The organism is Streptosporangium sp. NPDC005286 (assembly GCF_040607515.1).
In the GTDB taxonomy this organism is placed as follows: Bacteria; Actinomycetota; Actinomycetes; order Streptosporangiales; family Streptosporangiaceae; genus Streptosporangium.
Window position 1 is genome coordinate 56,111 of the sequence record NZ_JBEXGU010000017.1, and the last position, 16,561, is coordinate 72,671.

Annotated in this window: 7 protein-coding genes; 3 read left to right on the plus strand and 4 right to left on the minus strand. The window is 68.6% G+C overall.

Annotated features, from left to right (window positions below; translation table 11 throughout):
- Positions 1-83: 83 nt before the first annotated feature.
- The 4 genes from ABZU75_RS09485 to ABZU75_RS09500 form a co-directional block, all read right to left on the minus strand.
- Positions 84-5,651, minus strand: a complete 5,568-nt coding sequence (locus tag ABZU75_RS09485; RefSeq protein WP_355551255.1) for an SDR family NAD(P)-dependent oxidoreductase — start codon at positions 5,649-5,651, stop codon at positions 84-86.
- A complete protein-coding gene (locus tag ABZU75_RS09490; protein ID WP_355551257.1) occupies positions 5,644-6,027 on the minus strand; it encodes an acyl carrier protein in 384 nt (127 codons plus the stop codon). The genes ABZU75_RS09485 and ABZU75_RS09490 overlap by 8 nt, the downstream gene beginning before the upstream one ends.
- Positions 6,028-6,029: 2 nt before the next feature.
- Positions 6,030-8,054, minus strand: a complete 2,025-nt coding sequence (locus ABZU75_RS09495; protein WP_355551259.1) for a fatty acyl-AMP ligase — start codon at positions 8,052-8,054, stop codon at positions 6,030-6,032.
- Positions 8,055-9,112: 1,058 nt separating this feature from the next.
- Positions 9,113-9,619 (minus strand): hypothetical protein, encoded by a 507-nt coding sequence (locus ABZU75_RS09500; RefSeq protein ID WP_355551261.1) that lies wholly within the window; start codon positions 9,617-9,619, stop codon positions 9,113-9,115.
- 1,317 nt (positions 9,620-10,936) lie between these two features.
- Between ABZU75_RS09500 and ABZU75_RS09505 the strand changes: the two genes are divergently transcribed.
- The 3 genes from ABZU75_RS09505 (at position 10,937) to ABZU75_RS09515 (ending at position 16,460) form a co-directional block, all read left to right on the plus strand.
- A complete protein-coding gene (locus ABZU75_RS09505; protein WP_355551263.1) occupies positions 10,937-11,512 on the plus strand; it encodes an RNA polymerase sigma factor in 576 nt (191 codons plus the stop codon).
- Positions 11,505-12,443 (plus strand): hypothetical protein, encoded by a 939-nt coding sequence (locus tag ABZU75_RS09510; RefSeq protein WP_355551266.1) that lies wholly within the window; start codon positions 11,505-11,507, stop codon positions 12,441-12,443. The genes ABZU75_RS09505 and ABZU75_RS09510 overlap by 8 nt, the downstream gene beginning before the upstream one ends.
- Positions 12,444-13,427: 984 nt before the next feature.
- A complete protein-coding gene (locus ABZU75_RS09515; protein WP_355551268.1) occupies positions 13,428-16,460 on the plus strand; it encodes a hypothetical protein in 3,033 nt (1,010 codons plus the stop codon).
- Positions 16,461-16,561: the final 101 nt, after the last annotated feature.

Here is a 16,561-nt window from a genome sequence, read left to right on the forward strand (position 1 = left end):
GCGGTGCGTCGTCGAAAGGACCGAGCGGTCATTGCGGGCGGCCGCGCAGCAGCGCGGTAGCGGTCTCCTCATCCAGGGGAAGCTCAGCCGGCCTTGGTGGCGGCGAGCGCCGCCACCAGATCGGCGGCCAGGTCGGTGATCAGCTCGTCCAGCCTTACGCGCAGGTAGAAATGCCCCCCGGGATAGCTCCGGCGGACCAGGCCGACGGTAGTCTGAGCCCCCCACAGCTGGAGCTCGGCGGCGTCGTACACCTGATCCTGCTCTCCCCCGAACACCGAGATCGGGCAGTTCAGCGGTGGTTCCTCGGTGTAGAGGTAGCTCCCGTACAGGGCGGCGTCCGCCTCGACGACGGGAAGCAGCCTCGCAGTCAGCTGAGGGTCACGCAGGACCTCGGCTGCCACGCCGTCGAGACCGGCGAGCGCCTCCAGCGGTCGTTCCGGCAGGTGGTCGCGGAGTCGCCTGGCCCATCTGGGGTCTTGCGGCGCGCCCATGGCGGACACCGCCAGCAGCACGGGCGCCGGATGGCCGAGGCGGCGCAATGCCCGCGCCGTCTCGAAGGCGAGCAGGCCACCGCTGCTGTGGCCAAAGAAGGCGAACTGCCGCCGGTCTCGATCTGCCGCCAGGGCCTCGGCCAGCGTCGCCGCCAGCACGCGCAGGTCCGTCACCGGAGGTTCGGCGCCCCGGTCCTCCCTGCCGGGAAGCTGTACGGCGGTCAGCTCGGCGAAGGAGGGCAGCACCTGCCCCCACGGGCGATAGGCCGAGGCGGTTCCGGCGAGATGCGGGAAGCAGTAGAGGCGCACCCGGGCCTCTGGCCTTGGCAGGTACCGCGGGAACCACTCACCGGCCTGCTGCCGCGACGGAAGGGACGGTGAATCCGGCGACTGTTCTAGGAGTGGGTAAGTAGACGACTTGATGCTTTCCAGGAGAGGGGAGTCGGGCGCATCCCTGTGTTCCGGAGTCGGAGAGTCCTGCGACGTGTCGCCGGCCGGTGACTCCATGCGTTCCAAGAGATGTCCGGCGAGGGCGGCTGTGGTCGGGAAAGTCCACACGGTGGTGGCGGAGATCTTCATCGCGAGGTCGAACTCCAGCCGGTTGCGCAACTGCAACGCGATGAGCGAGTCGAAGCCCAAAGAGGCGAGCGACCGGTGCGGTTCGGCGGCGACGGCCATGCCGAGGGCCACCCGAATCAGTTCGCCCAGGTACGCCGACATCGCGTCGTGGCGCTCGCCGGTCTCCATGGCCATCAGACGTGCCCGTACCGTGCCGCTGCCCGCGGCGTCGTGGCGGTGTACCGGAGTCGCCGCGAAGAAGCGGGAATCCACCGCGGAGGGCAGGGTGGCAGCCAGGTCCTCCGGGTTGAAACGGAACACCCCGGCCCGTGCCCGGTCGTGATCCAGCAGTGTCTCCAGCGCGGTGACGCCTTCCTGGACGCTGATGGCCGCGTAGTCGCGGCTGGACAGGCGCGCGGCCATCCCCAGGCCTTTCCACTGACCCCAGGCGACGCTCAACGCCTTCAGCCCGCGTGCCCGCCGCCAGTCCGCGAACGAGTCCAGCCAGGCGTTGGTCGCCGCGTAGGCGCCTATACCCAGGCCACCCACCAGCGCCGAGAGGGAGGAGAACAAGACAAACCAGTCCAGCTCGTGACCGTCTGTGGCCTCGTGCAGTCGCCATGCGCCGAGCGCCTTGGGCCGCCAGGTCTGGTACACCATGTCCGTGTCGAGTTCGGCGATCAGGCCGGCGCTGACCACGCCCGCGGCGTGGACGACTCCGCGCAGCGGCGATCCGCCCACAGCGGCGATCGCCACCAGCCGCTCGGCGACGCCCGGCTCGGCGATGTCGCCGAGAACGACCTCCACCGAGGTCCCCGCGGCGCGCAACCGGGTGATGACCTTCCCGGCGTGCTCGGACGGAGCCGTCCGGCCGTTGAGGACGATTCGGCCCGCGCCCCGCTCGGCCAGCCAGCCCGCCATCTCCAGGCCGAGAGCACCCAGGCCACCGGTGATCACGTAGCTCCCGTCGGGCCGTACGTGTCTTGTGGCGGAACGCGCCTCGTTCTCCGGGGACAGGCCGACCAGGAGGGCCACCTGGCGCTCCCCGTCGCGCCAGGCGATCTCGTCCTCGACGGACTCGGCGAGCACTTCACCCGCGATCTGCTCGGCGAGCGTTCCGTGGGCGAGAGGGGCCGGGTCGAGATCGACGATGGTCGGCCGCAGCTCGGGATATTCGTACATGGCCGTTCGGACGAGTCCGCGCAGCGCGCCTTGGTCCAGGGCGACCTCGTCGCCGTGGAAGATCGCCTGGGCGCCTCGGGTCACCATCCACAGCCGAGGGGCCTGATCGGAGGCCGACCGGCCGACGCCGTCGGCTCCGGCCTGGATGAGCCGGAGGACACGCGACAGGCGACCGGCGGAGCGATCCACCAGGTCGCCGAGCGCGGTTTCGGACCCGTGGAAGGCGGTACCGACAAGCACGACAACGCCGCGGCACGACGAGTCGATCGCGCCGAGCGCCGCCGACACGGCCGCGGGCAACTCGCCGCCTCCCGCGCCGGGGCTGTACGCCGGGCCGGAGCCGGTGTCCAGATCGAACACGGAGCAGCTGGCGCCGGCCGCCCGCAGTGTCCTGCCCACCTGCTCGGCCAGGTCGCCGTCCTCACCCAGCACGATCCACCGGCCCGAAACTCCGGAGGACGGAACGTCGGCGAGCGGGACCGACTCCCAGATGGTCTCGTGCAGCAGCGGGGCGATCTCATCCGCCGTGATCGCCGGCGGGCGACCCACCCGCGCGATGGCCTGGTCGTCCGGGTGCGGAAGCGGCAGGTCGATCCAGTGCCGCCTGCGGTCCCACGTGGTGGTCGGCAGGTCCACCAGGCCGCCCGCCCCGTACCGGCGCGTCCAGTCGATCGAGACGCCCGCGCAGTACAGGGCGGCGAGCTGGAGGGTCACGGCCTCCGGCTCGTCCTGCCCGCGCCGCAGGGTGGGCAGGACGACGTGGTCGCCGCTGCGGCCGTCCAGCGTCTCGGCGATCGCGTGGACGAGGACGGGATGCGGCGACACCTCCACGAACACGGTGTGGCCGTCGTCCGCCGCGGCGGCGACGGCGCCGGAGAACAGGACGGGCTGCCGCAGGTTGGCCACCCAGTGGGCGGCGTCCGGGGCGGACCCGCCGCGCGGATCGTCCGTCACCGTCGAGTACCAGCGAATCCGCGCTGGGCGCGGCGCGAGATCGGCCAGGCGGTCGGCGAGGTCGTCCAGGATCGGATCGACCTCGGGACTGTGTGACGCCACGTCCACCTCGATCAACCGGGCGGGCAGGTCGTGTTCCTGCCAGGACGTGACGAGCCGTTCGACCTCGGCGGCGGCGCCCGACACCACGGTGCTGCGCGGCGAGGCCAGCACCGCCACGCTGACTGTGCCGGGCAGATCGGCCATCAGCTGCTCGGCCGGCCGCTCCACCAGTGCCATCGCCCCCGCACCGGCGATCCCCGCCATCAGCTGCGAGCGGCGGCAGACGACCCGGACGCCGTCCGCGAGCGAAAGCGCGCCGGAGACGACGGCGGCCGTCACCTCGCCCAGCGAGTGACCGATCACCGCCACCGGCTCGACGCCGTGCGACCGCCAGGTCGCGGCGAGCGCGTACTGGACGGCGAACAGCGCGGGCTGGAGCCGGTCGAGGGCGGTGATCGGCCGCCCCTCGCGCAGCAGCATGATCACCGAGAAACCGGCCTCGGCGGCGATCAGCGGCTCCAGCTCGCCGATCGCCGCGGCGAACGCGGGCTCGGTGGCCAGCAGGCCGCGTCCCATACCGGCCCATTGGGAGCCCTGCCCGGGGAACACCCACACCGCGCCGCGAGCCGAGCCACCGCCGGCCGATCCCCTCGCGGTCCGGTGGTCCGGCTCGCCTGCCGCGGCCTCGTCGAGCCGCGCGACGAGCTCCTCGCGTGTGGCGGCCACGGTGCAGAGCCTGACCTGCCGGTGCGAACGCCGCAGGGCCAGCGTGTGGGCGACGTCGGTGAGCCTCACATCGCCGGTTCGCAGCGCCTCCGCCAGCTTTCTCGCCGCGGCGGCCAGCGCGGCCGGTGACCCGGCCGACAGCGGGAAGGGCCTGCCGCTCTCCGCGACGACCGCCGGCACGCGATCCCGGCCTCCCCCCGCGGCCTTTCCCCGAGCCTGCTCGGGCAGCGCTTTCCATCCCCTTTCGGGCACCGCGTACATGGAGACTTCGGGCATCTTTTCCCAGACCTGTCCGGGCGCCGGACTCCCGCCGTGCCCGTGCGTCACTTCCGGGGCCTGTTCGAGCACCGCGTGCGCGTTGGTGCCGCTCATCCCGAAGGAGGACAGCGAGGCCAGTCTGGTCGCGGTTTTCGCCGGCCAAGGGGATAGGCCGGTGGGTACGAAGAACCGGCTGTCCCCTCCGGGGATCGCCGGATTCCACTGATCGAAGTGCAGGTTCGGCGGCACCAGGCCGTGCCACAGACACAGCACCGCCTTGATGAACCCGGTGACGCCCGCGGCCGACTCGGTGTGGCCGAGGTTGGACTTGACGGCCCCGAGCGCGCAGCGGTGCGGGCCGCCGCCGTACACGTCGGCCAGGGCGGCGAACTCGATCGGGTCTCCCAGCGGGGTGCCGGTGCCGTGCGTCTCGATCAGCCCGACCTCGGTGGGATCGACTCCCGCGATGTCAAGCGCCGCCCGCAGCACCGCCCGCTGGGCGGCGGGAGACGGCGCGGTCATCCCCTGCGACCTGCCGTCCTGGTTGACGGCCGAGCCGCGTACGATGGCCAGCACCCGATCGCCGTCGCGCAGCGCGTCGGTCAGGCGCTTCAGGACCACGACCCCGGCGCCCTCGCCCCGGACGAACCCGTCCGCCCGCGTGTCGAAGGGATGGCAGCGCCCGCGAGGCGAGAACATGCCCCACCGGGATCCGACGATCATGTCTTCCGGCCGGATCAGGAGGTTGACGCCACCGGCCAGCGCCAGATCGGACTCGCGCAGCCGCAGGCTCTGGCAGGCGAGGTGAATGGCCACCAGCGAGGACGAGCAGGCCGTGTCGACCGCGATGCTAGGCCCGACAAGCCCCAGGAGGTAGGAGATCCGGCCGACGGCGGTGCTGTGGACGTTGCCGGTGCCGGTGTACGCGTTCATCTCCGTGTAGCGGCCGGTCATCCGCAGCGCGTAGTCGAAGTGCGACAGGCCGGCGAACACCCCGGTCCTGCTGTTGGTGAGACCGTCCGGCGGGATGCCCGCGTGCTCCAGGGACTCCCACGCCACCTCAAGCAGCAGCCGGTGCTGCGGATCCATGGCGGCCGCCTCGCGCGCGGTGATGCCGAAGAACGCCGCGTCGAAACCCGCGATGTCGTCCAGGTAACCCGCCCACCGGGAGGTAGTGCGGCCCGGGACGTCCGGATCCTCGTCGTAGAAGGCGTCCACGTCCCAGCGCTCGTGCGGCCCCTCGCGCACCGCGTCCCGGCCCTCGACGAGCAACCGCCACAGCGCCTCCGGCGAGTCCGCGCCGCCGGGCAGGCGGCAGCTCAGGCCGATGACCGCGATCGGCTCGGAGGCGACCGTGTCGGCGGCGGACTTCAGCCGGTCGGCGAGCCGTTCCCGCCGGTCGCCGGGCAGCTGAGCGATCCGGCGGCTCAGATCAGACATCGTCGACCCGCTCGAACGCCCGCCCGGTCTGCTCGTGCTCCCACACGGTCTCCTCGGTCTCCCGCAGGAGGAGGTCGAAGGCCGTGGCGGACGGGCCCGACCAGACGCCGTCCGGAGCCGCGGAGTGTTCGGCGAGGTGCTCCGCGATCGCCCTGATCGTCGGGTGCTCCCAGAGCAGGGTCGCCTGAACCGGCACGTCGTAGCGCTTTTCCAGGTCGCCGCTCATCGCCACCGCGTCCGCCGACGACAGGCCGAGGTCGGCGAGGGGGGAGCGCGAGTCGATGTCCTGGGCCCGCGCGCCGACGTGGTCGGCGACGCGCCGGATCAACCACTCTTCGATCTCCCCGGCGTCCCGGTTGGTGATATTTCCGGACAAGTTCAACTCCTGCCTGCGAAGGTGACCACTTTGTACTCGCCGTCCAAGTAACGCCGCCGCGCGTCGGCGCGTCGGGGCTTGCCGCTAGAGGTCATCGGAATCTGGCCCCTGCAGACCATCAGCAGGTCGTGCGCTTCGATACCGTGCCGGTCGGCGACGACCCTGCGTATCGCGCGCAGCAGTCCGTCCCCATCGGACCCGTCGCCGTTCAGCGCGCGCGGGTCCATCTCGGCGATGACGATCAACCGCTCGGTGTCCCCGGTGTCCACGCCGAACGCCACCACGTGCCCGGCGCGCACGCACGCGTGCGCCGTCTCCACCGTGGCCTCGATGTCGGCCGGATGGTGGTTACGGCCGTTGACGACGATCAGGTCCTTGTGGCGGCCCGCGAGGTAGAGGTGGCCGTCGTGCAGGAACCCCAGGTCGCCGGTGCGCAGCCAGTGCTCGCCCGCGGCGTCGTCCAGGAGCCGGGCCTGGAAGACCTCGCGGGTCCGCTCCGCCAAGCCGTGGTAACCGGCGGTCACGTTGGGTCCGCGCACCCAGACCTCGCCGATCCGGCCTGGCGGAAGCTCCGCACGGCTGTCGGGGTCGACGATCGTGATCCGCTGGCCTGCCGGGACACCGCATCCCACCAGGCGCCGTACGTGTGGCGGGGCCTGCTCGTCCCCGGCGCGTCCGTCGGCCGATACGGCGTTCTTTCCGATCGGCGCGACCCGCCCCTCGGTGGCGGCGGCGCGGTCGATGTCCAGTAGCCGGGGGCCGGTGCCCACCGGTGTCGTGGTGACCAGGATGGTCGCCTCCGCCAGCCCGTAGCTGGCGGTGTGTGCGGCGGCGGTGAAGCCGTATGGCGCGAAAGCGTGGCTGAAGCGGCGCAGGGAGGCGGACCGCACGGGTTCGGCCCCATTGAGCAGCACCGCCAGGCAGCTCAGATCCACCCCCTCCAGTTCGTCGGGGGTGGCGCGGTCCACACAGAGGTCCAGGGCGAAGTTAGGCGCAGCGGCGAAGGTCCCGCGATACCGGCTGATCAGCCGCAGCCACCGGGCAGGCCGCTGTACGAACGCGAACGGCGTCATCGTCACCGTGTGCAGGCCGAGGGTGAGCGGTACGGTGACGCCGCTGGCCAGGCCCATATCGTGGAAGAAGGGCAGCCAGTTTACGCTCAGATGCGAGGCCAGCCCGTACGCCCGCTCGCACTGCGCCACGGTGTGCGCGAGGTTTCCATGGGTCACCATGACACCGCGAGGATTCGACGTGGACCCCGACGTGTACTGCAGGTAGGCCACGGTGTCGTCGTCCACCTCGGGCGGTTCCCAGCGCGCGGCCGACGCCGGGTCGATCTCGTCAACGGCGAGGAACCGGTCCGGTGCCGCCGCGGGCTCCCAGGCCAGGAGACGCGTGATCGCCGGCAGCGTCGAGGAGGTCGTCAGCACGAGGGCCGGAGCGGCGTCGGCGAGCAGCGCTTCGAGCCGGGAGTTCCCGCGAAACGACTCCGGCGGGTACAGCGGCACCGCCCGAACCCCGGCGTACAGGCACCCAAGGAAAGCAGCGACGTAGTCCAGGCCCTGTGGGCACAGGATGGCGGCGCGGTCCCCGGGCACGCACCTCCGCAGCAGCTCCGCCGCGACCGCGCGGGCCCTCAGGTCGAGTTCCGCGTACGTCCAGGTGGTCGTGATCCCGTCCCGGGCGCGGTTGAAGTCGGTGAAACTCAGCGCCGGTCGGTCCGGATGCACGGCGGCGTGGTCGCGTACGGCCGCGACCAGTGAGACGGGCCGCGTGTCCGCTCGCCGGTTCACCGGGCGTCCGGTGAGTTCATCGAACGCCGGCGGGCGTCGAGGTTCGCGAGCACCCTGCGGTAGGCCGTCTCGGCCGTTCTGAAATGCGGCGAGGTAGGGATGGCCCGCGCCGTGGCGGACTTCGATGATGTGGCGTTCGGCCTCGGCGTGGCGTCCGAGGCGCCGGCACAGCGGGCTCGCGGGTAGCAGGGCGCCGGCGAGGTCGTCTCCACTGCCCGGCTCCTGGCCGGGCATCGGCGAGGTCGTCTCCACTGCCGGGCGCCGCCGGTGGCCGGGGCGTTTGCGAGCGCGTCGTCGGTGGCTGGGGCATCAGTGATATCGCGGATCGCAGCCTTGACGGCGCTGTACGCGTCCGCGTAGCGGCCCGCTCGTTTGTGCTCATGGGAAAGGTGGAGGTTCGTCATCGTGATCCTGGATCGTGTTTCTTCAGTTGTCATGCGTGCCGTGCCCTTGTGCCGCGCCGGCCGTCTCGGCGGGAACCGCTTCTACGACGGGGACGCTGTTCGACGAGGGGGAGGAAACCGCTCCAACCGGACCGCCTGGACGGCACTGAGACGAGCAGCTCCGCCGGCGCCACGAAGAGCGCCGGATCGCGGCCCACGCCGAGCGCCGTGCCCGCCAATCCGGGACCGATGACATGACCGCTGGTCCACGCGAAGGTGTGTGCCCTGTTGTACCGCCCCCTGTTCGTGTCGGTGGCGAGCCGGACCTGCCCGCGGCGGCGGCGATCGATGTCTGCTGGGTCGTTGGGGAATTGCGGGCGAACCGGGCGATCGGCATAGCGAAGATCAGGAATGTCGCCGCGCCCAGCAGGCCCGCGCTTCCGGTGGCGACGATGACCAAGCCCGCCTCGGTGGTCCGCTTCGCATCCAAACGATGCGAAAGCAGGCCACCGAGCGGGTTTCCGACGAATCCCGCCATCGTGATCATCGAGAAGATCGGCCTTGCCACGGCGAGGCCGACAGCTCGCATGCGGCGTAGGTGGACAAGAAAGAAGGGGGGAGTCATCCTCGCGCCGAGCGCGGACACAATGTTGTCGTTGAGAATGAGCCACGTCTGTCGTGGAAGATGCGGTAGCAATCCACACAGGCATCCTTTTATCCCCTGCTTGCCGTCTGCGATAGTCCATAGATTCACAAGGACCGTTCAGCGCCGTCGATGACGTCCCTGAATCCCCTTCTCGCCGGAGAGCATCGGGCGGGCGTCGGCGGACGGGCTGTCCTGGCAAAACCTAGTTGTGGTTGGTCGAAAGACCGGGCGCAATGACGATTTCGTTGTGGTTCGTGGAAAAATCACGTGGCATTGGGCTTCTCTTCGGGGAGGGGTTCTGCCTTAGTGTGCGGATCCAGCAGCTGGTTACCGTCATTCTGACCGACACCCCTTGAGAAATACTTGGCGCTCTGGGCAGTGCTGCCTTGGCTACCGCTCCCGAAGGCGGCGGACCGGATAGCCGAGGGCGTCGGTGATGACGGGGCAGGCATCTCCAGGAGTTGCTGACGGACGGCGGCGCCGCGGGCGGCGGCCGCTGGAATGCCGATCTTGTTGGGAAGGGCAGAGAGATGGTCGGGGCGGCAGGGTTGGCCCGCTCGGCGGCCGGGGAACAGCCGGCGAGAGGCCCGGTTGGTGGCGGTGTTCATGTTGTCGCGAGCCGCGATGTAGTCCAGCAGCAGAGATGCGACCGGCTCGGGGACGGGTGAGGGCGGATCTCCGAGCCGCAGGAACATGGCCTCTCCGTCGCGGAGCAGGTCGTCGACGGTGAGCTGGACGACCCGGGTAAGGGGTTGCGCATAGAGAAGCACGATGATGCCGGTGACCCGCAGGAGCTGGGGAACGTCGACATCGAGTAGCGGGCGGCGGAGGGCAGCCAGGCGGCCCGGTTCTTGCCCGCGCCGTGACTGCGTTCCTTGCCATCAGGTGCTTTTTCGTGGCGGCGACGCTGCCGGAGTCTTCGGGGTGCTGAGCGCAGGGCAGCGTCAGCTTGCCGCTGCGATACAGCGGATTATGGGTCAACGCCTTGGTGCCGTGCCCTTCGGAGCCGGTATGCAGCACGGGCCGCTCACCTGAGGTGTCCCCGCAAAGGAAGAACGTCCCACCCGCCCCGTCACCGGCAATCGCCTCCAGGGCATCACCTGATCGCAGCCTGATCACTTCGACGTGCTCGGTGCGGGAGACGTCGAAGTCGAACGGCCATGTCAGTGACTCGGCGGCCGCCGGAGTGCGGTGGATGAGGCCAGGAAGGGGTTCCGGGTGCGCCACGGTGAGCACCCTGACAACTCGCCGCTCCTCAACTTCCGGGAAACGATCACCTTCATTTCGGGAAGCGATCTTGTAGGCCCTTGTTCCGCCCTAGGTCATCCCTACTCGTGAACACCTCACAAGGGGCCGTTCTTGAAACGGCTGGGCTGTAGTTGACGGGATCCCGTCTGATCATCGCGATCAGACGGGATCTTGTCGTTTCCGGGGTTTCCGAATTGGGGTCGTCCTGGTTTGGGACCTGTGGAGCTGGTGCCTGGAGAGGCCCGGGTGGTGTCAGGGCGCTGGTGGAGGTCCGAGTTCGCGTCGCCGGGCAGGGCGAAGCCGACGCCGGGTTGGTGCTGCGTCACGGTTATCTGGTTTGCGGGTTATGGGACGGGTGATTGCCAGCCGGACAGTTGCTCTTCGACGACGGCCAGTTGCGCCCGTAGTTCGTCCGCCTGCTGCCGTGCGGTCGCCTCGGCTTGGGTCACGCGTTCCAACAGTGACATCACCATCGTCTCCCACGGGAGAAGCAGCCATACCCGCCTGCCGCATTCACGCCATGCGGTTAATAACTCCACACTGTAAACGGCAAGGCACTGACAGTCACTGTGGGGCTTAAAGATCCTTCAGGCCATGCATCGTCAATAGTGGAACAGTCGAAGGCCGGTGCAGGCGAGCGCGATCTGGCGCTCCCGGCAGGCGTCATGGTGACTCAATCGCCCCAGTGAAGGTCTGACCGCGGCTCTCGATGGTTCCGCCGCCGAGCCGGCGCAGCGTGTCGGCTGGCGACCTCGCACGGCTACCGTGGCGGGAACCGCAGGGGGCTCATCGGGCTAGTAACCGGTGTATCGACAACATCGAAACGCGGAAGGCCACGTGTGAGCACCCCCGACGTCATTCCTGAAGAGTGGGATGAAGCGTTGCTGAGGCCTCGGTCGCTTGACGACCCCGGCTACTTCGACGACCTCTTTCGCCGGCATGCACCGCCGATCCACCGCTACGCCGCTCGGCGGCTAGGCAGCCACCTCGCCGACGACATCGTCGCCGCGACCTTCCACCAGGCGCTCAAGCACCGCCACAGCTACGACCCTGCCCGCGGGGACACGTTGTCGTGGCTGTGGACTATCGCCACCAACCTGATACGCCGTCACCACCGTTCAGAGGCACGGCTTTATCGCGCGCTCGCTCGTACGGGCGTCGACCCCGTCATCGAGGGCCACGCCGACCGCGTCGTCGACCAGGTCACTGCGGCGACTGTGACTCCACACCTGGCCAAAGCCCTGGCGGGACTGCGCAAGGTAGATCGCGATCTGTTGTTGCTGGTCGCCTGGGGCGAACTGACGTACCAGCAGGTCGCCGACGTGCTGGACGTCCCCGTGGGTACGGTCCGCTCGCGGCTGAACAGGACCCGCGCCAAGCTGCGCAAAGCTCTGGGAGAAGTGTCAAATGGATGAGATGAAGCTGCTCCAGCAGATGCGGGCCGAGATGCCTACGCCCGATCCTGACGCTCTGGCAGTGGCTGTCGGCTGGCGATCGGAGCACCCCGCAGAGCCGCGCCGCTCGAACCGCCGGCGCTCACCCGTGCTCACTCCAAACCTGAGCCGGGGGCTGATCGTCGGCGCTGTATTGACCGCAGTGCTGGCAGCGGTTCTAGCGATCGGCCCGAGCGTCGTGCCCGGTAGGTCGGGCAGCGCGACCTCCTACGCCAACTCCGCCATCGAGATCGAGAAGCAGAACGACTACTGGGTGGCCAAGATCAAGGACCCTCTCGCCGACCATGAGCGCTATGCCGAGGGGTTCAGAGCGGTGGGCCTGGAGGTGCGGCTGAGCCTCGTTCCGGCGTCCCCGGCAGATGTCGGGCGTTTGGTTTGGCTCGATGCGGACAAGACGGAGACCAGCCCGCCGCAGGGAGGTGATGGAACACCAACACCTCGCGTCCACACGGACATCTCAGCGGGTAACGAGCCGTCCGGTTGCCAGATCGGGCAGGGCGACTGCCGCCTTGCCGTACGCATCTCCGAAGATTTCCACGGGGCTGTGTCGGGTGAGTTGGGCCGGTCCGCGCAGCAGGGAGAGCCCTACCGATACCCAACTCTCGCTACAGACCCGGGTGAGGTACTCCAAGGCGTCGATGCGCACGAGCGGCCTGTGGCTGAGGTCCTCGACGAGGTCAAGAAGCGAGATCTTCAGGTCGTGTACGAACGGGTGACCTCCCATGACGAGGGGCCGTCCAACTACATCGGGCAGCAGCGCTACAACCTGACATTCGCGCCCATCGATGCCAGCGAGGTCGGGCCGAACTGGGTCGTCTGGCAAGCGCGGTCGATTCAAGACGGCGTGATTCAACTGCAGGTCTCGCCCGAAAAGCTCGAGCCGTTGCCGTAATCGACAAGCCGGTGACGGGTGGTACTCCACCCATCACCGGCCCATTCGCGGTTTCCACCACCTGATCACACGTCGTCACCGATCACTCGTCCGACACCGCCGGAGGTCTCCGAGCAAACCCCATATCGTCGCAGCTCTCCGTGATCCGGCGCCTGGGCGGGGGCCGGGTCGACGCCTGCTGCCTGTCTGTCCGTGGCTGTTTCCGACCAGCACAACGATGAACTAAAGATGAACTAAAAGGGAGCATCCAAGTTCCCATAAGTCCCTCATAAGCGATTTGAGCGACGCTTCGATCATTCGATCAGGCCTGCATTCAGGAAGTGTCATGAGACACGTACGGCCTCCTGCCGACGTCTGCAGTCAACCGAGCAGCGTGGCAGTGATCACTGCCGGTGGGAACGTCGCGGGCACCTCCTCTCCCGGATGTGGATGGACTCACGCGCTGCTGACGGAGAAGCCGCACCAGATGGGTGTGAATCGAATACGACATGGGATGACATCGGCCCCCGCCACGTCGGTGACGACACGCGCCGGCCGACGATGCCGAGTCCGTCACCTCCGCGTGCTGGGCGCGGAGCATCCGCTCTGGAAACCCATATGACGACCTCGTAGCGGCAGCTCGCCTCCCCAGCAGTCTCCGTGCCGGATAACGAAGAAACCTGGGCCGGCCGTCGACCAGGTGTGTCACCACGCACGGCTTCGCGGAAGGCCGTAGCCCCGAGCTCTCGCGGCGCGACCTCGGACAGGTGGCCTCCCCATCGCCGAGTTCACTCCGGCCGGGCTCCCCCGGCCGACATCTATGCGAGAGGACCCTCAGTGAGGTCGAGATGGAGAAAAATTGACCGCCCACAACGTCGGGGACGGGTGTCCCGGCTGAGCCGGCTGGTCGCGACGGTGATGACCGTCGTGCTCACCACGAGCCTGACACATGCAACGTTCGCCCCCCCTGTGTACGCCGATCCGTCGCCGGCGCAACAGGAGGCTTTGAACACCAGGCTGCACGCGACGGCCACGCACCTCAAGAGCCCGAAGCCGTACAGGGACAGTCTGCTCAGCGAGTATCTGGGGACACTCGCGCTCACCTCGCCGGGGCTGACCGAGGAGCAGTATCTCAGCCGGCTTCAGGCCGCCTCGGAACAGATCGACCAGAAACTCGGCTCGGAGGCCGACGCGAAGGACAGCGTGGACCTCATGTCCAGGATCGCCGAGGTGGGTGCGCGGGTTCCGGGAATGGAGGGGGTCGCCGCCACCGTCAAGAATGCGCTGCGCGACCTGGTCATCTCGCCGATCTCGCGGTACGACACCTGGTCGGACGCGCTCGCCGCGCAGCGGTACACCGACCAGGAGACCTCCATTCTCCTGGACGAGGTGAGCCTCGCCGGTGCGGGCCGGATACGGAAGGTGGCGCTGGACCTGGGTGTGGATCACCCCGCGGTGCGGGTCTGGAACTCCCAGGTCGGTGTCCGATCCGGTATCACCGCCGGTGCGACGACCGCGGATTTCCTGGCGGACGCCGAGCTCAACGAGGTGGTCGGGCTCAGCGAGATTCTCAAGTACTCCCCGGGCGACCCCAGATGGCAGCAGGAGGTCGACAAGAGGCTGGGCGTCCTGCTGGCGGCGAACAACAAGATCATCAAGGACGCGGTCGAGGCGATCGACGAGTTGCAGAGCACGTACGACGGCGCGTTCCTCTGGAGCACCTCCGCTCCCGCGGAACCGCCCTGCGCGCCCGGAGCCGCCATCCGCACGGATGCCCTGGCCGACTGCAAGTCCGCCTTCGAACGGGCGCAGGAGAGCGCCGGGCAACGCGGAAAGTACATCAAGCACGTCGAGCAGGGACTCAAAGGGCTCGTCAGCGTCGTGGACTTCGCCGACAAGGAGAGCGGCAGGAGGGTGAAGTACCTCGGCGAGGCGGCCATCAAGGTCGCGAGCGCCATCAACGACTATCTCCCGAAGATCGCCGGGAAGGGATTGCAGGACGCCCTCTTCTCCCTGGGGTCGGTGGTGCTCACCGGGAACATCCTCGGTGCGATCGGAGCCCTGCTCCCGCTCTTCCAGGCCGGTCAGCCGAGCATAGAGATGCAGATCCTGACCGAGCTCGGCAAGCTCCGCCAGGAGGTGGTCACACTCCAGACCGTCATGTACAAGCAGTTCGACGCCGTGAACAAGAATCTCAACGTCATCTACACCGAGATGCTGGGCAAGTTCGACGAGGTCCTGAAACTGCAGCAGGTGTCGATCGCCCAGCTCACCCAGATCCAGGGCCAGCTCCACACCATCGAGCAGAAGGTGGACACCTGGTCGAGCGAGATCATCAGGTCCCTGCAGAACGGCGCCCTGCAGGAGGCCCGCACGGCGCTCAACCGGCACCTGAGGCGGTCAAGCGGTAAGCCCGTCGCGTCGTTCGCCGAATACGACGAGGCTGAGAAATGGGTTCATTTCGCTGGGGTGTCGCAGGCGCGGGAGGTTCCGTTCGTGCCTGGCAAGGGCAGCTACCCCACCCATGAAAACGACCCGGTGGCCGTGCTGGATCTGTATGAGGAGACCGGTGGTGCGACCGGGTTCTTGACCTGGTACGGCAACCGTAGGTATGGATGGCCCGCCAGCGTGTCGGCCGGTGACGCCGAGAAGATCCCCAACGCCGCGGTCTGGCTGTCGATGGCCACCGGCTACCGCCAGCTCGCCGCGGAAAACCCCGCCTACGCCGCTCAGATGAATCCCCAGCGCACCGCCGACCTCGTCGCCGCCGGCCTCGACATCGACGCCGCCGTCGGCGCACTGAGCAGGCCCGCCTCCACTCCCAACCCCGACGGGTCCCACACCAACAAGCTCTACACCGGGCTCGTCGAGGACTACAAGAACGCCGCCACCGACTTCAACGCGGCTCTGCTGCCATTGCAGAAACAGGCCGTCGACAACAAGGACTACAAGCTCTTCGGCACCGCCGACCAGGCCATCGCCACCCAGCCCGCACCTCCCAACACCGTGCCGTTCTGCACCGGCAGCTCCGGGCAGGGCCCGATCCTCAACCTCCAACGGCCCGCCAACGTCACCTACAGCGGCAACGCCATCCCCATGGCCCGATACGCCTTCCCCGAAGGCTCCCGGCCCACCCTGGGCTACTGCCACCAGGTCGCCTTCACCGACGACCCCATCACCTCGACCCTGTCGGTCACCATGCACCTGCGCATCACCTGGCCCAGCGCCTCCGGCCAGCCTCCGAATCCGCCTCAGACGCTGCGCACCTGGACCAAGACCTGGGAGGTGCCCGGCGTCTGCCGCAGACCCGACTCCAGTCCCGAACCCCCGTCGGCCTGCAACCCCAGCCAGTACTACCTTGATCGCTGGGTCAGTGGCGGCTATCAGCAGTCCTTCGCCGAAACCGCCACCCTCACCGAATACCCCGAGCCCCAGCAGGCCGTTCGCACCCAGGTCGCCCGGTTCCTGACCGGGCGGCAAAAGGGCTACTACGACGCCGTCGTCACTGAGCTGACCACCCCCGGCAAGCCTCTCTTCCAGGCCAACGCCGACCTCACCACCGCTCTGCGCCTGCTGCAGGCCTACACCGCGGCCGGGTTCCCCACCGCTCTCAACGACGACGAACTCCTGCAGGTCCTGTTGCACGGCGCCGAACGCCTGCCCGCCGACACCCCCGGCGACACCACCATCACCACCATCTTCCGCACGGCGCAAAGCGCCTACAACTCCTGCGCCGCCACCTCCGACACGGCCTGCGCCGCCACTCTCAACCCCTTCGCCGGCCAGCAGCACGCCTGGCTGACCAACTGTCTGACCTGGTACAAGAACCAGTTGCCCGTCGCCCGGTGGAGCCAGGACCCGCTGGCCAACACCATCACGGCCTTCGCCTACCACACCGCCGACGCCCTGCGCCTGCGCTACGACCACCACTCCAAGAACCTCAAACAAAACAGCTACACCGAAACCCTCGCCCCCGTCACCACCGCCCACAAACTCCTCGAAACCTACGACACCATGACCCGTCCCTCCACCCGATGAAAGAGACCGGACGGAGCCCCTGGATGGAACCCGTCCACATGACAACCCGGATGCGCGGTCCGTGGCCTTCATTCGCCCCACCGACGTCTGTTCCCCATCTC